At 69.9% G+C, this 14,557-nt stretch carries 14 protein-coding genes; 8 read left to right on the top strand and 6 right to left on the bottom strand.

Features of this window, described 5'->3' with window-relative positions; translation table 11 throughout:
- Positions 1-85 precede the first annotated feature (85 nt).
- Positions 86-982 (bottom strand): GGDEF domain-containing protein, encoded by an 897-nt coding sequence (locus AC3IF1_RS25700; RefSeq protein ID WP_489219903.1) that lies wholly within the window; start codon positions 980-982, stop codon positions 86-88.
- A 73-nt stretch (positions 983-1,055) separates the two neighbouring features.
- Between AC3IF1_RS25700 and AC3IF1_RS25705 the strand changes: the two genes are divergently transcribed.
- Positions 1,056-1,412 (top strand): hypothetical protein, encoded by a 357-nt coding sequence (locus tag AC3IF1_RS25705; RefSeq protein WP_489219904.1) that lies wholly within the window; start codon positions 1,056-1,058, stop codon positions 1,410-1,412.
- Here AC3IF1_RS25705 and AC3IF1_RS25710 read toward each other — a convergent pair.
- Both AC3IF1_RS25710 and AC3IF1_RS25715 read right to left on the bottom strand, forming a co-directional pair.
- Positions 1,384-1,755 (bottom strand): hypothetical protein, encoded by a 372-nt coding sequence (locus tag AC3IF1_RS25710; protein WP_489219905.1) that lies wholly within the window; start codon positions 1,753-1,755, stop codon positions 1,384-1,386. The genes AC3IF1_RS25705 and AC3IF1_RS25710 overlap by 29 nt on opposite strands.
- A gap of 117 nt (positions 1,756-1,872) precedes the next feature.
- Positions 1,873-2,106: a hypothetical protein gene (locus AC3IF1_RS25715; protein ID WP_489219906.1), complete on the bottom strand. Its 234-nt coding sequence runs from the start codon at positions 2,104-2,106 to the stop codon at positions 1,873-1,875.
- A 237-nt stretch (positions 2,107-2,343) separates the two neighbouring features.
- On the opposite strand from AC3IF1_RS25715, the gene ruvB reads away from it, so the two are divergent.
- The 3 genes from ruvB to ybgC all read left to right on the top strand — a co-directional run bounded on the left by ruvB (position 2,344) and on the right by ybgC (position 5,146).
- Complete coding sequence (gene ruvB, locus AC3IF1_RS25720) at positions 2,344-3,399, top strand: Holliday junction branch migration DNA helicase RuvB (protein ID WP_243969745.1); 1,056 nt, start codon at positions 2,344-2,346, stop codon at positions 3,397-3,399.
- Between the two features lie 366 nt (positions 3,400-3,765).
- Positions 3,766-4,491: a DUF4142 domain-containing protein gene (locus AC3IF1_RS25725; protein WP_489219907.1), complete on the top strand. Its 726-nt coding sequence runs from the start codon at positions 3,766-3,768 to the stop codon at positions 4,489-4,491.
- Between the two features lie 202 nt (positions 4,492-4,693).
- Positions 4,694-5,146 carry a tol-pal system-associated acyl-CoA thioesterase gene (gene ybgC, locus AC3IF1_RS25730; protein ID WP_489219908.1) on the top strand — a complete coding sequence of 151 codons (453 nt, stop codon included), beginning with the start codon at positions 4,694-4,696 and terminating at the stop codon, positions 5,144-5,146.
- A 3-nt stretch (positions 5,147-5,149) separates the two neighbouring features.
- Here the strand turns inward: ybgC and AC3IF1_RS25735 are convergent, their stop codons facing one another.
- On the bottom strand, positions 5,150-5,938 hold the full coding sequence (locus tag AC3IF1_RS25735; RefSeq protein ID WP_243969740.1) for an HpcH/HpaI aldolase family protein: 789 nt from the start codon (positions 5,936-5,938) through the stop codon (positions 5,150-5,152).
- Between the two features lie 322 nt (positions 5,939-6,260).
- On the opposite strand from AC3IF1_RS25735, the gene tolQ reads away from it, so the two are divergent.
- The 4 genes from tolQ to tolB all read left to right on the top strand — a co-directional run bounded on the left by tolQ (position 6,261) and on the right by tolB (position 10,210).
- A complete protein-coding gene (gene tolQ, locus AC3IF1_RS25740) occupies positions 6,261-6,977 on the top strand; it encodes a protein TolQ (RefSeq protein WP_043349106.1) in 717 nt (238 codons plus the stop codon).
- A 24-nt stretch (positions 6,978-7,001) separates the two neighbouring features.
- Positions 7,002-7,448: an ExbD/TolR family protein gene (locus AC3IF1_RS25745; protein ID WP_243969739.1), complete on the top strand. Its 447-nt coding sequence runs from the start codon at positions 7,002-7,004 to the stop codon at positions 7,446-7,448.
- A 9-nt stretch (positions 7,449-7,457) separates the two neighbouring features.
- Complete coding sequence (gene tolA / locus AC3IF1_RS25750) at positions 7,458-8,807, top strand: cell envelope integrity protein TolA (RefSeq protein ID WP_489219909.1); 1,350 nt, start codon at positions 7,458-7,460, stop codon at positions 8,805-8,807.
- A 65-nt stretch (positions 8,808-8,872) separates the two neighbouring features.
- Positions 8,873-10,210, top strand: a complete 1,338-nt coding sequence (gene tolB / locus AC3IF1_RS25755; RefSeq protein WP_489219910.1) for a Tol-Pal system beta propeller repeat protein TolB — start codon at positions 8,873-8,875, stop codon at positions 10,208-10,210.
- A 328-nt stretch (positions 10,211-10,538) separates the two neighbouring features.
- Here the strand turns inward: tolB and AC3IF1_RS25760 are convergent, their stop codons facing one another.
- Both AC3IF1_RS25760 and AC3IF1_RS25765 read right to left on the bottom strand, forming a co-directional pair.
- Entirely contained in the window at positions 10,539-11,771 is a 1,233-nt protein-coding gene (locus AC3IF1_RS25760; protein ID WP_243969734.1) for an MFS transporter, read from the bottom strand.
- Between the two features lie 80 nt (positions 11,772-11,851).
- Positions 11,852-14,401 (bottom strand): sensor histidine kinase, encoded by a 2,550-nt coding sequence (locus AC3IF1_RS25765; RefSeq protein WP_243969733.1) that lies wholly within the window; start codon positions 14,399-14,401, stop codon positions 11,852-11,854.
- Positions 14,402-14,557: the final 156 nt, after the last annotated feature.

Consider the following 14,557-nt stretch of genomic DNA (forward strand, 5'->3'; position numbering starts at 1 on the left):
ATATTGGCCGGATCGGCGTCCCGATCCGGGACGCCGATCCGGCATGCTTAATGTCGGCGTATCGAATCGGGGCAGCGCGTCCGGATCAATGCGCGACAACCGGAGCGGTGGCTCCCGAAGACTGGACGACGCGGTTACGTCCGCCAGTCTTGGCGGCATAGAGGGCGACATCCGCGCGCTTGATCAGGTCCTCGACACTGTCGTCCTCGATCCAGGTACTGACGCCGAAGCTGCAGGTCAGCTGGACAGTATCGTCGCCCGCGGGGATCCGCAGCGCCGCTACGCGCGCGCGCAGGCGTTCGGCGCAGGAGGCCGCTTCCGACAGGCGGCCCTCGGGCAGGATGAGGGCGAATTCCTCGCCGCCGAGCCGACCGCCGATCCCCTCCCGGGCGATCAGGTCGGCCACAGCCGTGATCGCCGCGTCCCCGACATCGTGCCCATGCGCGTCGTTGATGCGCTTGAAGTGGTCGATGTCGGCCAGGATCGCCGAAACGCCGCCGGGCTCGCCGGCGCGGTTGGCCGCCATGCGGGCCCGGTTGAAGAAGGCACGCCGGTTCAAGGCCCCGGTCAGGGGATCCGTCTCGGCGAGACGGATCAGCTCCGCCTGCATGGTGGTCAGGCGCTCGGCCGCGCGCAGCCGCGCATAGAGCTCTTCGGCGCTCGGCGGCTTCTCGATGAAGTCGTCGGCGCCGCTGTCGAGGGCTTCGGCCAGACTGCGGACGTTGCGTGCCGACGACATCGTGATCACGTGCAGCGGCCCGCGCTCCTCCGCGAGCAGGCGCGCGGCCCAGCACAGTTCGAGCCCGGAGAGCGGCCGAACCTCGAGGCTGGTGATCAGGACACGGATCGCAGGTGTCGTCTTCACGAAATCCAGTGCCTGGGTCGAATCCGTGAAGGCGTGAACCGCGTGGCCCCTCGGTTCGAGCAGGGAGGCGATGATCTGGAGAACGACGCGACTCGAATCGACGATGGCGATCTGCATGGCGTGACCTGGACCCGATATCCGAGGTCTAATCCGTAAGACTTAACCCACCTACAACGAGCATGAAGCCGCAATGAGCGTGGCAATACCAACACCGGATCGGCGCTATATCGTTGTTCGTGGACGTCTTTGGCGCAGCGCCGATCCCAACCTGTCGCCGGAGCGTCGGGCGGCTCTGGTCTCAGACCTGATGGCGGCCCGGCGCGCCGTGCGGGCCGCCAAGCAGGCCGAGCGCAACGGCCAGGCCGGCGCCGCGGACGCTCTCAGGGCGGCGCGCGCCTCCGTGGACGCGGCCAAGACCGGATTGGGCGAGCGCGGACCGGTCTGGTGGACCGACGGCGCCCCCGATCTCAACCGCCACCTCGCCCGCAACACGCCCTATGCGGCGTGGTATGCCACTCTCACCGCCGAGGAACCTGAACCGCGATGACCTGCGCACCGGCGGTCCGGTCTTCCGCGACGGCGCGGCGGCGGCCCGTCGCCCCGACCCCCTGAATGACCAGGAGCGCCGGCTGCGCCGCGGGGGCCGGTGCGATACCCGAGACCGTGGGCACCCCGTAGGTACCGTAACTCCAGGGCGCCGGCACGATCTGTGTCGGGCTCGGCACCGGTGTCAGCGGGGCCCCGATATAGTCGCCGCGCAGGAATGGCCCGCCGAAGCCGTAGCCGTCCGCGTAGCCGGAGCCGTAGGGAACCGCGCCACCGAACCCCTGCGCCGACGCTGGCGCCGCGAGCGCGAGGGCAAGGAGCGGAAGAATTGTCCGGATCGCCATGGGGCCGGTTCCAATGCGTGTTCGGCGCGAGCGTATCGCGCTGGAGGCTGGGAAACCGACCCGACGCGACCCCGTTCCGAATGGCCAGCCGCGGAGAGTGCTGATGCGTAACGCGCCTCAGCGGCAGGTGGTGATCCGCCGAACCACCCAGCCCTCGCCCTCGATCCAGAGCCGACGGCGCGACCGGCTGCAGCTCGCCTCGTCGTCCCGGTCCGCGCTGGTGGCGGAATGGACCTGCGGGCCGGCATCGGCGACCTTCGTGGCGTCCGGGACGCCCGCGGCCTGCGCCGTGGCGGCCGCGCACAGGAACGCAACGCCGGCCGCGCCGCGTGCGAGATTTCGGATCATCATGGTGGGGGGAAGCGCCCTGCGGCCGTGTTTGGATCGGTGCTGCAGAAATGCGCGGGTCGCGGCTTCGGTTGCATTGCAAGCGGTGGACGGCGTGCAACGCCGCACCATCGTCGGCGGCGCTTAGACTTCCCGGCAATCGCCGTTAAGGAGGGCGAGCCCCGACGCGGCGGCCGCCCAGGGGCCCGCACCGCGTTCCGGTCCCGGGACGGCGGGGTCCGGTCCACGAAGCAAGGATCCATGAGCAAGCCGAAAGCCCCGACCAATGCGCTCCTGACGCCGGAAAAGCGCTCTGAGGACGTCGATCAGACGATCCGTCCGCTGAGCCTGTCCGAGTTCATCGGCCAGCGCGCGGCCCGGGCGAACATGCAGATCTTCATCGAAGCCGCGCGCAAAACCGGCCAGGCCCTCGACCACGTCCTGTTCGTCGGCCCCCCCGGGCTCGGCAAGACGACCCTCGCCCAGATCGTGGCGCGCGAACTTGGCGTCAATTTCCGCTCGACGTCGGGTCCCGTGATCGCCAAGGCCGGGGACCTCGCCGCGCAACTGACCAATCTCGATGAGCGCGACGTGCTGTTCATCGATGAGATCCATCGGCTCAATCCGGCCGTCGAAGAGATCCTCTATCCGGCAATGGAGGATTACCAGCTCGACCTGATCATCGGCGAAGGGCCGGCGGCGCGCTCGGTGAAGATCGAGCTGCCGAAGTTCACGCTCGTCGGTGCCACCACCCGGGCGGGCCTGCTGACCACGCCGCTGCGCGACCGGTTCGGGATCCCGATCCGCCTGGAATTCTACGAGATCGACGAGCTCGAGCAGATCGTCGCCCGCGGGGCGCGGGTTCTGGGCGTGGGCATGTCGGCGGAGGGGGCCAACGAGATCGCCCGACGGGCACGGGGCACGCCGCGGATCGCCGGGCGTCTGCTGCGGCGGGTGCGCGACTTCGCGGTGGTGGCCGAGGCCGAGACGGTGACGCGGGCGATCGCCGACCGGGCGCTCAAGCTCCTCGACATCGACGAGGCGGGCCTGGATGTCATGGACCGCAAGTACCTGAAGCTGATCGCGGGCTCGTTCGGGGGCGGTCCGGTGGGCATCGAGACGATCGGGGCGGCCCTGTCCGAGCCGCGCGACGCCATCGAAGACATCATCGAGCCCTATCTGATCCAACACGGCTTCGTGCAGCGCACGCCCCGGGGTCGCGTGCTCACCCGGCATGCCTACCGCCACATGGGTTTCGCGGAGCCGAAGCGTGATCCACGCGGCCAGCCCATGCTGTTCAGCGACGACGGGGACTGACACCACGACGGGCAGTCCTATGCAGGAAACTCAAGCCTGCAATTCGGCTCGCTCATACTCCGATTACAGAAGCAGCGCTCGAAGCCGCGGTCCGATGCTCGGATGCGACATCCACAAGCTGTTGCCATTACAAAAGTTTTCGCGAACTGTACGAACGCTGCGGCCAAGCTTGAGCCAAGTTGTCGGGTCGACGTCCGACAGAAAATCTCGTGCACGTCATGGAACGGCGCGAACACGTGCCAGTTGTGGAGGCAACCGCGCCAACTCTGCGTGGCGCCGGCGAGACTGTCCGTGCCTGGGCTCTGCCCTTCGGATTGCGACAGATCTCCGAGCCTTTAAAAACAACGTCAGGGATCAACTTCCGCCATGAAAAAGATCACGCTCGCCGTCCTCGGCTTCTCCGCCGCTGCGTTCTCCACTCCGGCCTTCGCGCAGGACGCGCTTCCGATCCGTGTGCTGCCCTTCGCCAACCAGGACAGCGTCGGCGCAGCCGCCACCGAGACCCCGGCCTTCCGCGCCGAGGCCCTGCGCTCGGACGCCGCCAGCATCGAGGCGAGCCGGATCGCCCTCCAGCGGTCGCGCAACCCGAACGTCCGGAACTACGCGAACCGGGTCCTGGTCGAGCGCAAGGCGACCACCGACGCGCTGCTGCCGCCGAACACCTCCCTGTCGCGCAACGGCACGGTCGTCTCGGACAACCAGGGCATCCAGACTGACCTGAGCAACCCGGTCGGCCTCGTGCTCGCCCCCGTGACCGTGGCGGCCAACCTGGGTACCAGCATCATCGGCGGGGCCCTCGGCGCCGTCGGGATCGTGGATAACAGCCCCGGCGAGCCGGGTCGGCGTGTGGCCCTCGGCGAGCGTGGCCAGGCGCGCCTGACGCAGTTGCAGTCGGCCCCGAACGGCCGCGCCTTCGATCGCACCTACATCGATCAGCAGGCCCGCTCCGACGCCCGGACGCTGGCGCTATACGATTCCTACGCCAAGGCCGGTGATGACGCGCAGGGCCGCCGCTTCGCCACCGAGGCGCTGCCCTACATCGCCGACGAGCACGCCCACTCGGCCAGCCTCGCCGCCCGCATCGGCGGCTGATAGCCCTCCCAGGCTTGGACTATGTCTGCGAAGGCCGCCCTCGGGCGGCCTTCGTCGCATCCGGACGCTTGTTCGTGCCGGAATCGATGCTTTGGTTCGGCAGAGGGAACACGCGTTGCGCCGCGGAGGAACCGCGGCACTTCCGGTCCGCTGGGCATGGACCGCGGTTCCGGCACCGAGACCGATGCGCTAAGGGACCGGCATGAGCGCCATTCCGCCCAACGCCGATGACCCAGAGGACAATGGTCGGCCGCCGCATCGCCTGAGCGTGCGCGTCTACTACGAGGACACCGATTTCTCGGGTTTCGTCTATCACGCGAACTATCTGCGCTTCCTGGAGCGCGGACGCACGGAACTGCTCCGCGACCTCGCCGGCGATCAGTCCGATCTGTACCGCGAGGCGCAGGGTCTCGTCTTCGTCGTGCGGCGGATGAGCCTCGACTTCGTCACCGCCGCCCGGATGGACGATCTGCTGACGATCCTGACGCGCACGACGGCCCTGCGCGGCGCCTCGATGCTGCTCAACCAGGAAGTCCGCCGGGGCGATGCGCTCTTGGTCGCCGCCGAGGTGACGGTCGCCTGCGTCCGCGACGGCCGCGCCGTCCGCCTGCCGGACGTCCTGCGGCGACGGCTATCCCAGACATCGGCCGGTTGAGCCTCAGCCTGCCCGCGACGGATCGGCCTGGTGCAACAGCCGGGCGAACGCATCCGCGATGGTCAGGGCGTCGTACTCGATCGACACCAGCTGGAAGCCCATCGCCACCATTTCCCGCGCCCGGGCCGCCGACGGCGCGAAGGCGCAGGGCAGTTTGCCCGCCGCCAGGGTCTTGCGCACGATCTCCCCGAGCGCGGCCGTGACCGCCGCGCCGAGCGGGTCGATGGCCGCGCCGTTGGACAGGGCGATCGACAGGTCGGCCGGCCCGACCAGGACGCCGTCGATGCCCGGCACCGCCAGGATCGCGTCGAGCGCGGCGATCGACTCCGCCGTCTCGCACATCGCGATGGTCAGCGCCCGGCTGTTGCCGACCGCGAGATACGCGGCCCCGTCCCGGAGACCGGACAGCAGGATCGCCCGGTCCGGGCCCCAGCTGCGCTGACCGACCGGCGGGAACTTGGCGGCTGCGGCGAGCGCCTTCGCCTGCTCCACCGTGTTGATCATCGGCGCGACGATGCCGGCCGCGCCCGCATCCAGCATCCGCGACACCATGGCGACATCGCCGACCGCGACCCGCACCAGGGCGGCCTTGCCGGCCAGGGCCACCTCGGTGATCGCCGCGCAGCTCGATTTGTAGTCGTAGCCGCCGTGTTGCTGGTCCAGGAGCACGGCATCGAACCCCGCCCGCGCCAGGGCCCCCGCGATGGCCGGGTCGGCGATGCAGGACCAGCCGAGGAACCGGGCCGGGCCGGTCGGCAGAAGCTCCTGAAGGCTCGGAACGGGAAGGGTCATGCGCTTCCTGTACGTCTCTCGTCCGGCCGCGTGGCGATCGCGACTCGGCGCCGTATTCCGGGAGCATAGCGGCCCCGGTTTCCTAAGGTCCAGCCTGCAGCACCCGCCCTCGCCCAGCGCCCCCCTCAGGATCACCCGGATCGAAACCGATCCTTAACCCTGCCACGCCCTTAACGGGGTTGCCGCGCCGGCGGGATGCGGGCGTCGTCGACGGCCCATACTTTCGACAGATTCGCCAGCGATAGCATTGATATCGCTCACGGATCCGGCGGACGCGGGCTTCAGCCGGCGCAGTGCGGCCCGGAGCAGGAGACCTCGACGGATGAACCCAGCCGACGCGATGCAGGCCGCGCCTGTCGCCGACATGACGCTGCTCGGTCTGTTCCTCCAGGCCCACTTCGTCGTGAAGATCGTGATGATCGGGCTGCTCAGCGCCTCGATCTGGTGCTGGTCGATCATCGTCGACAAGACGCTGCTGTTCCGCCGGACGAAGGCCGAGATGGACGCGTTCGAGGACGCGTTCTGGTCCGGCCGCTCCCTAGAGGAGCTGTTCCGCTCGTTCAACGACCGTCCGGCGACCGGCCTCGCGGCGGTGTTCGTCGCCGCCATGCGGGAGTGGAAGCGGAGCTTCGAGGGCTCGGGCCGCCAGATCCAGTCCCTGTCGCAGCGCATCGAGAAGCAGCTCGACGTCACCATCCATCGCGAGGTCGAGCGGCTGGAATCCCGCCTGCTGTTCCTCGCCTCGATCGGCTCGGCCGGCCCCTATATCGGCCTGTTCGGCACGGTCTGGGGCATCATGACCGCGTTCACCTCGATCGCGGCCTCGAAGAACACGTCGCTCGCGGTCGTCGCCCCCGGCATCGCGGAGGCCCTGTTCGCCACCGCCATCGGCCTGTTCGCCGCGATCCCGGCGGTGCTCGCCTACAACAAGCTCCAGGCCGAGGTCACCAAGGCGCAGTCGCGGCTCGAAGGCTTCGCCGACGAGTTCTCCGCCATCCTCTCCCGCCAGATCGACGAGCGCCTTCCGCTCGCCGCCTGAGCACGATCCAGAGAGGAGCAATTCATGGGCATGGCAGCGGGTGCATCGCAGGGCGGCAAGCGCCGTCGGCGTCGGAGCCGCCGCGGCGGTCCCATCAACGAGATCAACATGACGCCGTTCATCGACGTCGTGCTGGTGCTCCTGATCATCTTCATGGTTGCGGCGCCGATGATGACCGTGGGCGTCCCCCTGGACCTGCCCCAATCCAAGGCCTCGCCGCTCAATTCCGACGTGAAGCCGATCACCCTGTCGATCCGCCAGACCGGCCAGGTCTTCCTCGGCGAGGACGAGCTGACCGACGACACGATCGTGCCCAAGCTCACCGAAGCCGCCAAGACCGGCACCGAGGAGCGCGTGTTCGTGCGCGGCGACAAGCGGGTCGATTACGGCCGCGTGGCACAGGTGATGGCGATCGTGACCGGAGGCGGCTTCAAGAAGGTCGCCCTCGTCACCGAGCCCGAGCATCAGTAGGGCCGACCCGTGGAGTTCCGCTTCGATCGTAAGGAACCGGGTGTCTGGATCTCCGCCGGCACCCACGTGGCGCTGCTTGCGCTGGCGCTGTTCAGCGTGGCGGCCCCGGCCCTGCCGGAGGCCCAGGAGGGCGTGCCCGTCGAGGTGATCACCGAGAACCAGCTCTCAGAGATCACCAAGGGCGAGCGGCAGGCCGACAAGCCGATGCCGAACGCCACGTCGCGGGCGGACCGCAAGGCCGAGAAGGTCGAGGACCGGGAGCCCGAGAACGCCAAGACCGACGCGCCGACCGCGCCGACCCGCACCGCCGAGATGAAGCTCGCCAACGCGGAGGAGATGCCGCTGCGCGGGGAGCCGGATCCGGAGGAGACGGCCAAGGCCGCAAAGGCGGCGCAGGAGAAACGCGACGCCGAGAAGGCCGCCGCCAAAGCCGCCGAGAAGGCGGCCGAAAAGGCTGCGGAGAAAGCGGCCGCCGAGAAAGCGGCCGCGCAGGCCGCCAAGGCAGAAGCGAAGGCCGAGGCGAAGGCCAAGGCGGAGGCCGCCACGAAGGCCGAGGCCGAGAAGCGCGAGCAGCTGGAGAAGCTGATCGAGAAGCAGGAGGCCGAGGCCGAGGCGGCCGCCCAGAAGGCCGCGGCCGCCAAGGCGAAGGCCGATGCCGCCGCCAAGGCCGAGGCGGCCAAGAAGGTGGCCGAGGCCAAAGCCAAGGCCGAAGGTGAGCGCCAGAAGGAACTCGCCGAGGCGAAGGCCGAGGCCGAGGCCGAGAAGGCGGAAGCTGCCGCGAAGGCCAAGGCGGACGCCGCCAAGGCCGACGCCGCCGCCAAGGCTGAGGCCGCCGCCAAGGCGAAGGCCAAGGCGATGGCGGACGCGAAGGCCAAGGCCGACGGGGAAGCCAAGGCGCGCAAGCAGGCCGAGCTCGCCAACAAGTTCAACGCGGGCGACATCCGCTCCATGCTCGCCTCGAAGGTGCCCTCGCAATCGACCGGTGCCACGGGCCAGGCCGTGCAGAAGGTGGCGGCGCTGGGTGCTGCGACCGGCAACGCCCAGCGCCTGTCGCCGTCGCTGCGGGATGCCCTAGTCGGGCTGCTCCAGCAGCAGATCGAGCGCTGCTACGCGGCGCCCCCCGGGGCGACGCAGGGCGTGGTCCTGCCGGTGCTCGACATCCGCCTGAACCCGAACGGCTCGCTCAGCACCGAGCCGCGGATCATGCGCGGCGGCGCCAGCGCGGTGGACCAGTCGATCGCGCAAGCCGCGCTCCGGGCGGTCCGCCGCTGCGCGCCCTACAACATACCGGCCACCTACGCGCCGTATTACAACGACTGGAAGGCCATCAACGCGGAGTTCGAGTTCACGGCGACCTGAGGCCCTCCAGCCCTCCCCTGCCCCCAACCGAACCCCGTCTGATCGTCAATCGGATCCGACCCATCATGCCGCACATCTCCTCCGCCGGGCGCCTCCCGACGTCCTTCGCCGCGCGCGTTGTCGCGGTCCTGGCCCTGCTGACGGCCTTCGCGGCCGGGCCGGCCCAGGCGCAGCTGCAGCTGCGCATCGGCGGCGGCAACTTCCAGCCGATGCCCATCGCCGTGGCGGATTTCGGCGGCGATCCGAGCCTCGGCGGCCTCGTCTCCGGCGTGGTGACCAACAACCTGCGCCGCTCGGGGTATTTCACCCCCCTCGATCACGCGCGGTTCCCGGAGCAGCCGAATTTCGACGCCGCCCCGAACTTCGAGAAATGGCGGGCCACCGGCGTCCAGGGCCTCGTCACCGGCCGGGTCGCCCGCGACGGCGGCCGGCTGAAGGTCGAGTTCCGCCTCTGGGACGTGACCTCCGGCCAGCAGATGACCGGCCAGCAATACGGCACCGACGCCGCCAACGCCCGGCGCACCGGCCACCTGATCTCGGATGCGGTCTACACCAAGATCACCGGCCTCGGTCCCTGGTTCGACAGCCGCATCGCCTTCGTGGATGAGACCGGCCCGAAGGAGAATCGCCGCAAGCGCCTGATGGTCATGGACCAGGACGGCGCCAACGTCCGGGCGATCACCAGCGGCGAGATGTCGATCGTCGCTCCGCGCTACTCGCCCGCCACGCAGGACATCGCCTTCATGGCCCAGGCCACCGGCCATCAGCCGCGGGTGCAGGTGATCAATCTGGAAACGGGCGCGCGGCAGGCGCTGGGCAACGTCGACTCGATGAGCGCGAGCCCACGCTTCTCGCCGGACGGGCGCCGGCTGGTGATGAGCGTGCAGCAGGGCGGCAACGCCGACATCGTGACCATGGACATCGCCTCGAAGGCCCAGCATTCGATCACCAGCGGGATGGCGATCGACACTTCGCCGACCTACGCACCGGACGGCACGCAGATCGCGTTCGAGTCGGATCGCGGCGGCTCGCAGCAGGTCTACGTGATGGGAGCGGATGGCTCGAATCCCCACCGGATCACCTTCGGGGCGGGGTCCGCGTCGCAGCCGGCCTGGTCGCCGCGGGGTGACCTGATCGCCTATACCCGCCAGCGCAACGGCGGCTTCGCCATCTGCGTGTCGAAGCCCGACGGCAGCGGCGAGCGAGTGCTGACCGAGGGCTTCCACAACGAGGGACCGACCTTCGCGCCGAACGGCCAGTACGTGCTGTTCTTCCGCGATCCCGGCGGCCAGGGCGGCGGCAAGCTGTTCATGGTCGACATCACCGGCCGGGTGGAGCAGCCGGTCCCGACACCGGCCTACGCCTCGGACCCGACCTGGTCGCCGCTGCTGGCGGGGCGCTGAACGGGATCTGCCTCACCAGTCGGGCTCCGGATCATCGTTCGTGCCGCGTCCGGGCTCGGGGGCGCCGAAATTGCAGGGATCTCGCCTGACCTCATTCCTGTCCGCGGCTGCTGCGGGTCATGAAGACCTTCCGGAGAGCCAGCCCGTACAGGAAAATTTCGGGTCAAGCCGTTGTTTGCATTCGCTTTATCCAAGTCTCGCGGATCCGGCGACGCGAAATGGATAACCGAGGGCGGCTGCGGCGCATCGAGCGCGCGACGGAGCGTCACGCGATCGGCCCTTTGAGTCCGGTGAACTAAGCCGCGTCATAAACCGGAGGGCGCGCAAATCACGCCCGCACCATCAACCGGTCGCGGTTCCGCAGGGCCGGGAAGAGCCGCCCCCAGAGCAGTGCGATCCCCACCGTCGCGACGCCGCCCGCGACCACCGCCGGGACCGCCCCGATGGCGGCGGCGAGCAGGCCGGACTCGAACTCGCCGAGTTCGTTCGAGGCGCCGATGAACACGGTGTTTACCGCCGAAACTCGACCGCGCATGGCGTCGGGAGTCTCGCCCTGCACGAAGGTCTGGCGGACATAGACTGAAATCATGTCGGCGGCGCCGGTGACGAACAGGCAGGCCATCGACAGCGGCAGCGAGGTCGAGAGCCCGAACACCACCGTGGCGGCGCCGAACACCGCGGCCGCCCGCAGCATGCGCAGGCCCGCATGCCGCCGGAGGGGCCGGTTCGCCAGCGTGATCGCCATGGCGACGGCCCCGAAGGCCGGCATGCTGCGCAGCGCCCCGAGACCGAGGGGGCCGACATGCAGGATCTCCCCGGCATAGATCGGCAGCAGCGCCGTGGCGCCGCCGAGCAGGACGGTGAACAGGTCGAGGCTGATCGCCCCGAGCACAACCGGCTGCGAGCGGATGTAGCCGATGCCCGCCGAGAGCGCCGCCCAGGTGATCGGCGGCCGCTCGCCCGAGGGTGCTGGCCGGAAGCGGATCAACGCCGTGAGGAGGCTCGCCAGGGCGAAGCTCGCCCCGGCACCGCCGAACACCACGGCCGGCCCTAACGCGTAGAGGAAGCCGCCGAGGGCCGGCCCGATCACGGAGGCGCTCTGCCACAGCGAGGCGTTCCACGCGATGGCCGCGCTGAATTGCGATCCCGGCACCAGGGTCGGCAGAAGCGCCTGGAGGGCCGGGTTGGCGAAGGCCCGGGCTGTGCCGACCAGGATCACCAGGGCGTAGATCGGCCAGACGATGTGCTGGCCCGTCAACGCGTAAGCCAGGAGGCCGAAGCTCGCCGTGCTCTGGAGGGCGAAGGCCGCCGCCGCGACGAGGCGGCGGTCGTAGGCGTCGGCCACGTGGCCGGTGATCAACGCGCAGACCACCGCGGGCAGGAACCCCGCCAGACCGACGAGGCCCAGCGCCAGGGCGGAATGCGTCAGGTCGTAGACGAACCAGCCGATCGCCACCGCCTGCATCTGATACGCGAGGCCCGTCAGGAAGCGGGCCGCCCCGAACAGACGGAAATCGCCGATGCCGAAGACGGCCCAGCCGGAGCGATCAGGTGCGGACATGCCTCCTGCTGCGCGGCGTGCGCCGAAGAATCAAGTCTCACCGCCCCGCGCCACGGCCAGGCCGGGCCGTTTCGGGCCGCTCAGTGCAGCGCTACGCCGGGCTTGCGCACCGGGGCGGCCGCAGGTCCCGGCGGCCGGGCATCCGGCAGGGGCGTGCGCTGGGATCGATTGGCCGGATCGAGGGGGAACGTGCAGGTGACGCAGGTGCCGGCCCCCGGCGCCGTCTCCAGATGAACCCGGCCGCCGTGGAGCTCCACGAAGGAGCGCACGATCGACAGGCCGAGGCCGACCCCCCGGTGGCGCGTGCCGAGGGTGTGGCTCTCGAAGCGGTGGAAGACCGAATCGGCGATCTCAGGCGGCATGCCGCGGCCGTGATCGCGCACGCTGAGAAGGAGTTCCTGGGCGTCCCGGCGGGCGTGGACCTCGACGCGCTGGCCGGCATCCGAGAAGCCGACGGCGTTCGAGAGCAGGTTGAACAGGATCTGGCGGACCCGTTTCCCGTCCGCATGCACGCTGCCGATATCCTCCGGGACGTCGAGCACGAGGGTGATGGACGATTCGGCGAGCCGGTCCTCGATGCCGCGCACCGCCGCCTCGACGGTGGCCTGGATGTCGACCTCCTCCCGCTGCAGCTCCAAAGAACCGGCATCGATCGAGGCGAGGTCGAGGATGTCGTTGATGATGACGAGGAGCGCCGCCGAGGACCGCATGATGTGGTCGGAATATTCGCGCTGCCGCTCGTTGAGAGCTCCGACCGTCTCGTCGCCCAGGAGCTGGGTGAATCCGATGATGTTCGTGAGCGGCGAGCGCAGCTCATAGGAGACGTGGTGGACGAAGGTGTCGCGCAGTTGCGCCGCCTTCTCCAGGGCGTCGTTCTTCTCCGTCAGCGCCCGCTCGACATTCACGCTGGCGGTGATGTCGATGAGGGTGAGGAGCGTCGCGCCCTCCGGCAGCGGTTGTGCGACGCAGTCGAGGACCGTTCCATCCACCACGTGGAGGCGGCACGCGTGGGCGGTGCGCGATTCGAGGCCGACCACCGCGTCGCGGATGTCGAGCCACGGCTCCTCCGCGGGCGCGTGCTCGCGGCAGGCCGCGATGACGGCGTCCACATGGGGACGCTCCTCCACCATGGCGGGGTCGAGTTGCCACACGGTGTGGAAGGCGCGGTTGGCCAGGGTCAGCCGCCCGTCCGCGCCGAATACCGCGACCGGCTCGGCGAGGGTATCGAGCGTCTCGGCCTGCAGGCGCCGGAGGGCGTTGTAGCGGGATTCCGCGTTCAGGTGGTCCGAGACGTCGTCGAACAGGTAGGTCAGGCCGCCCTGGGGATTCGGATCGGCGACGACGCGGAGCGTGCGGCCGTCGGGGAGGTACCACCACGTCTGGTTCGCCTCCGCGGCCCGGTAGGCGGCGAGCACGCCCTGCTTCCAACCGCGGAAATCGGCGTGCTCCTCCAGCTTCCGCTCGGCGCGGAGGTGATCGAGGATCTCGCCGTCCGACGGGCGCCCGTCGAGGAAGGCCGGATCGAGGCCCCAGAGCTGGCGGTAGGCCGCGTTGTGGAAGATCAGGCGCTGGGAGACGTCGAACATCGCCACCGCCGTCGGCAGCTGGTCGAGGGTGCGGACATTGGCGTTCATCTGCCGCTGCAGGTCGGCGCGGACGCTCTCCAGCTCGGACACGTCGATGGCGATGCCGACGCGGCCGTTGTCGAGGCTCGTCTCGAACACGTCGAGCATGCGCCGGCCGCCGGCCACGATCGCCGAGAGCCGCGGCACCCCCCGGGTCAGGCCGGCGGACCGGGCGGCCTCCTCGCGGACGATGGTTTCCCGGGCCGACCGGTCGAACAGCTCCAGGCCGGCATCGAGGGCGGCCTCGCGGCTCTCGGCCTCGACGGCGGTCACGTAGGCGGCGTTGACCCAGCTCAGCGTCCCCTCGCGGGTCCGCCGCCAGACCGGCTGCGGGATCGCGTCGAGCAGGCCGGACAGCGCCGAGAGACCACGGCGGGTCTCCTCCAACGTGGCGCGCAGGTCGGCGATCTCGCTGCGCTCCTGGCTGGTCTCGCGCAGGCGCAGGAGCGCCCGGCCGGCCACCGCCTGCCCGTGCGCCTCGATGCTCCGGCCCGTCTGGGTCCGGAGGCTCAGGCTGAAGCCCGTGCCCCGCGCCCGCAGGGTCTCCACCGCGGCCTCGACCGCATTGGCATCGGCGGCGACGAGCCAGGTGCCGAAGGCCAGCACCCGGCGGGCATAGCCCGAAGTCGGTCGCTCCCCGTGGATCGCGAGGCTGATGTCGCCCTCCACCACCGGCTCGCTGCGCCGGTCCCAGGTGACGATGATCTGGCGTTCGGCGTTCAGCAGCATCTCGGCGCGGTCATGGGCGCCGCGCAGGACATCGAGGGTCGCGGCCAGCTCGCGCTCGCGGCGGGTCCAGCGCCCGCGCTCGAACAGGTGGAGCAGGGAGAGGATCACCGCGAAGGCGACGAGGCCGCCGAAGATCGCCAGGGCGGCCACGCTGTGGATCTCGCGGGTCGCATGCGCCGCCGGCGCGTCGGGGAGTTCGGCCAGGGCCGCACTCGCCAGGGTCAGGGCGAGCACACCCACGCAGATTCGAACGCGGGTCGCACGACCGACACCCATGGCTTGCCCTGTCCCCGCCCACCGACGGCGATGCGAGCAGCGCGCGCCATCGCGCGGCGCAAGACGCACCGTCCCCGCGGCGGTTCCCCTGAACCGGCGCGGCCCCATCGATCAAAGATTCGTCCGCACTCTACCGTGCGTCGGAATCGACCCGGA

This window comes from Methylobacterium sp. E-012, assembly GCF_057836545.1.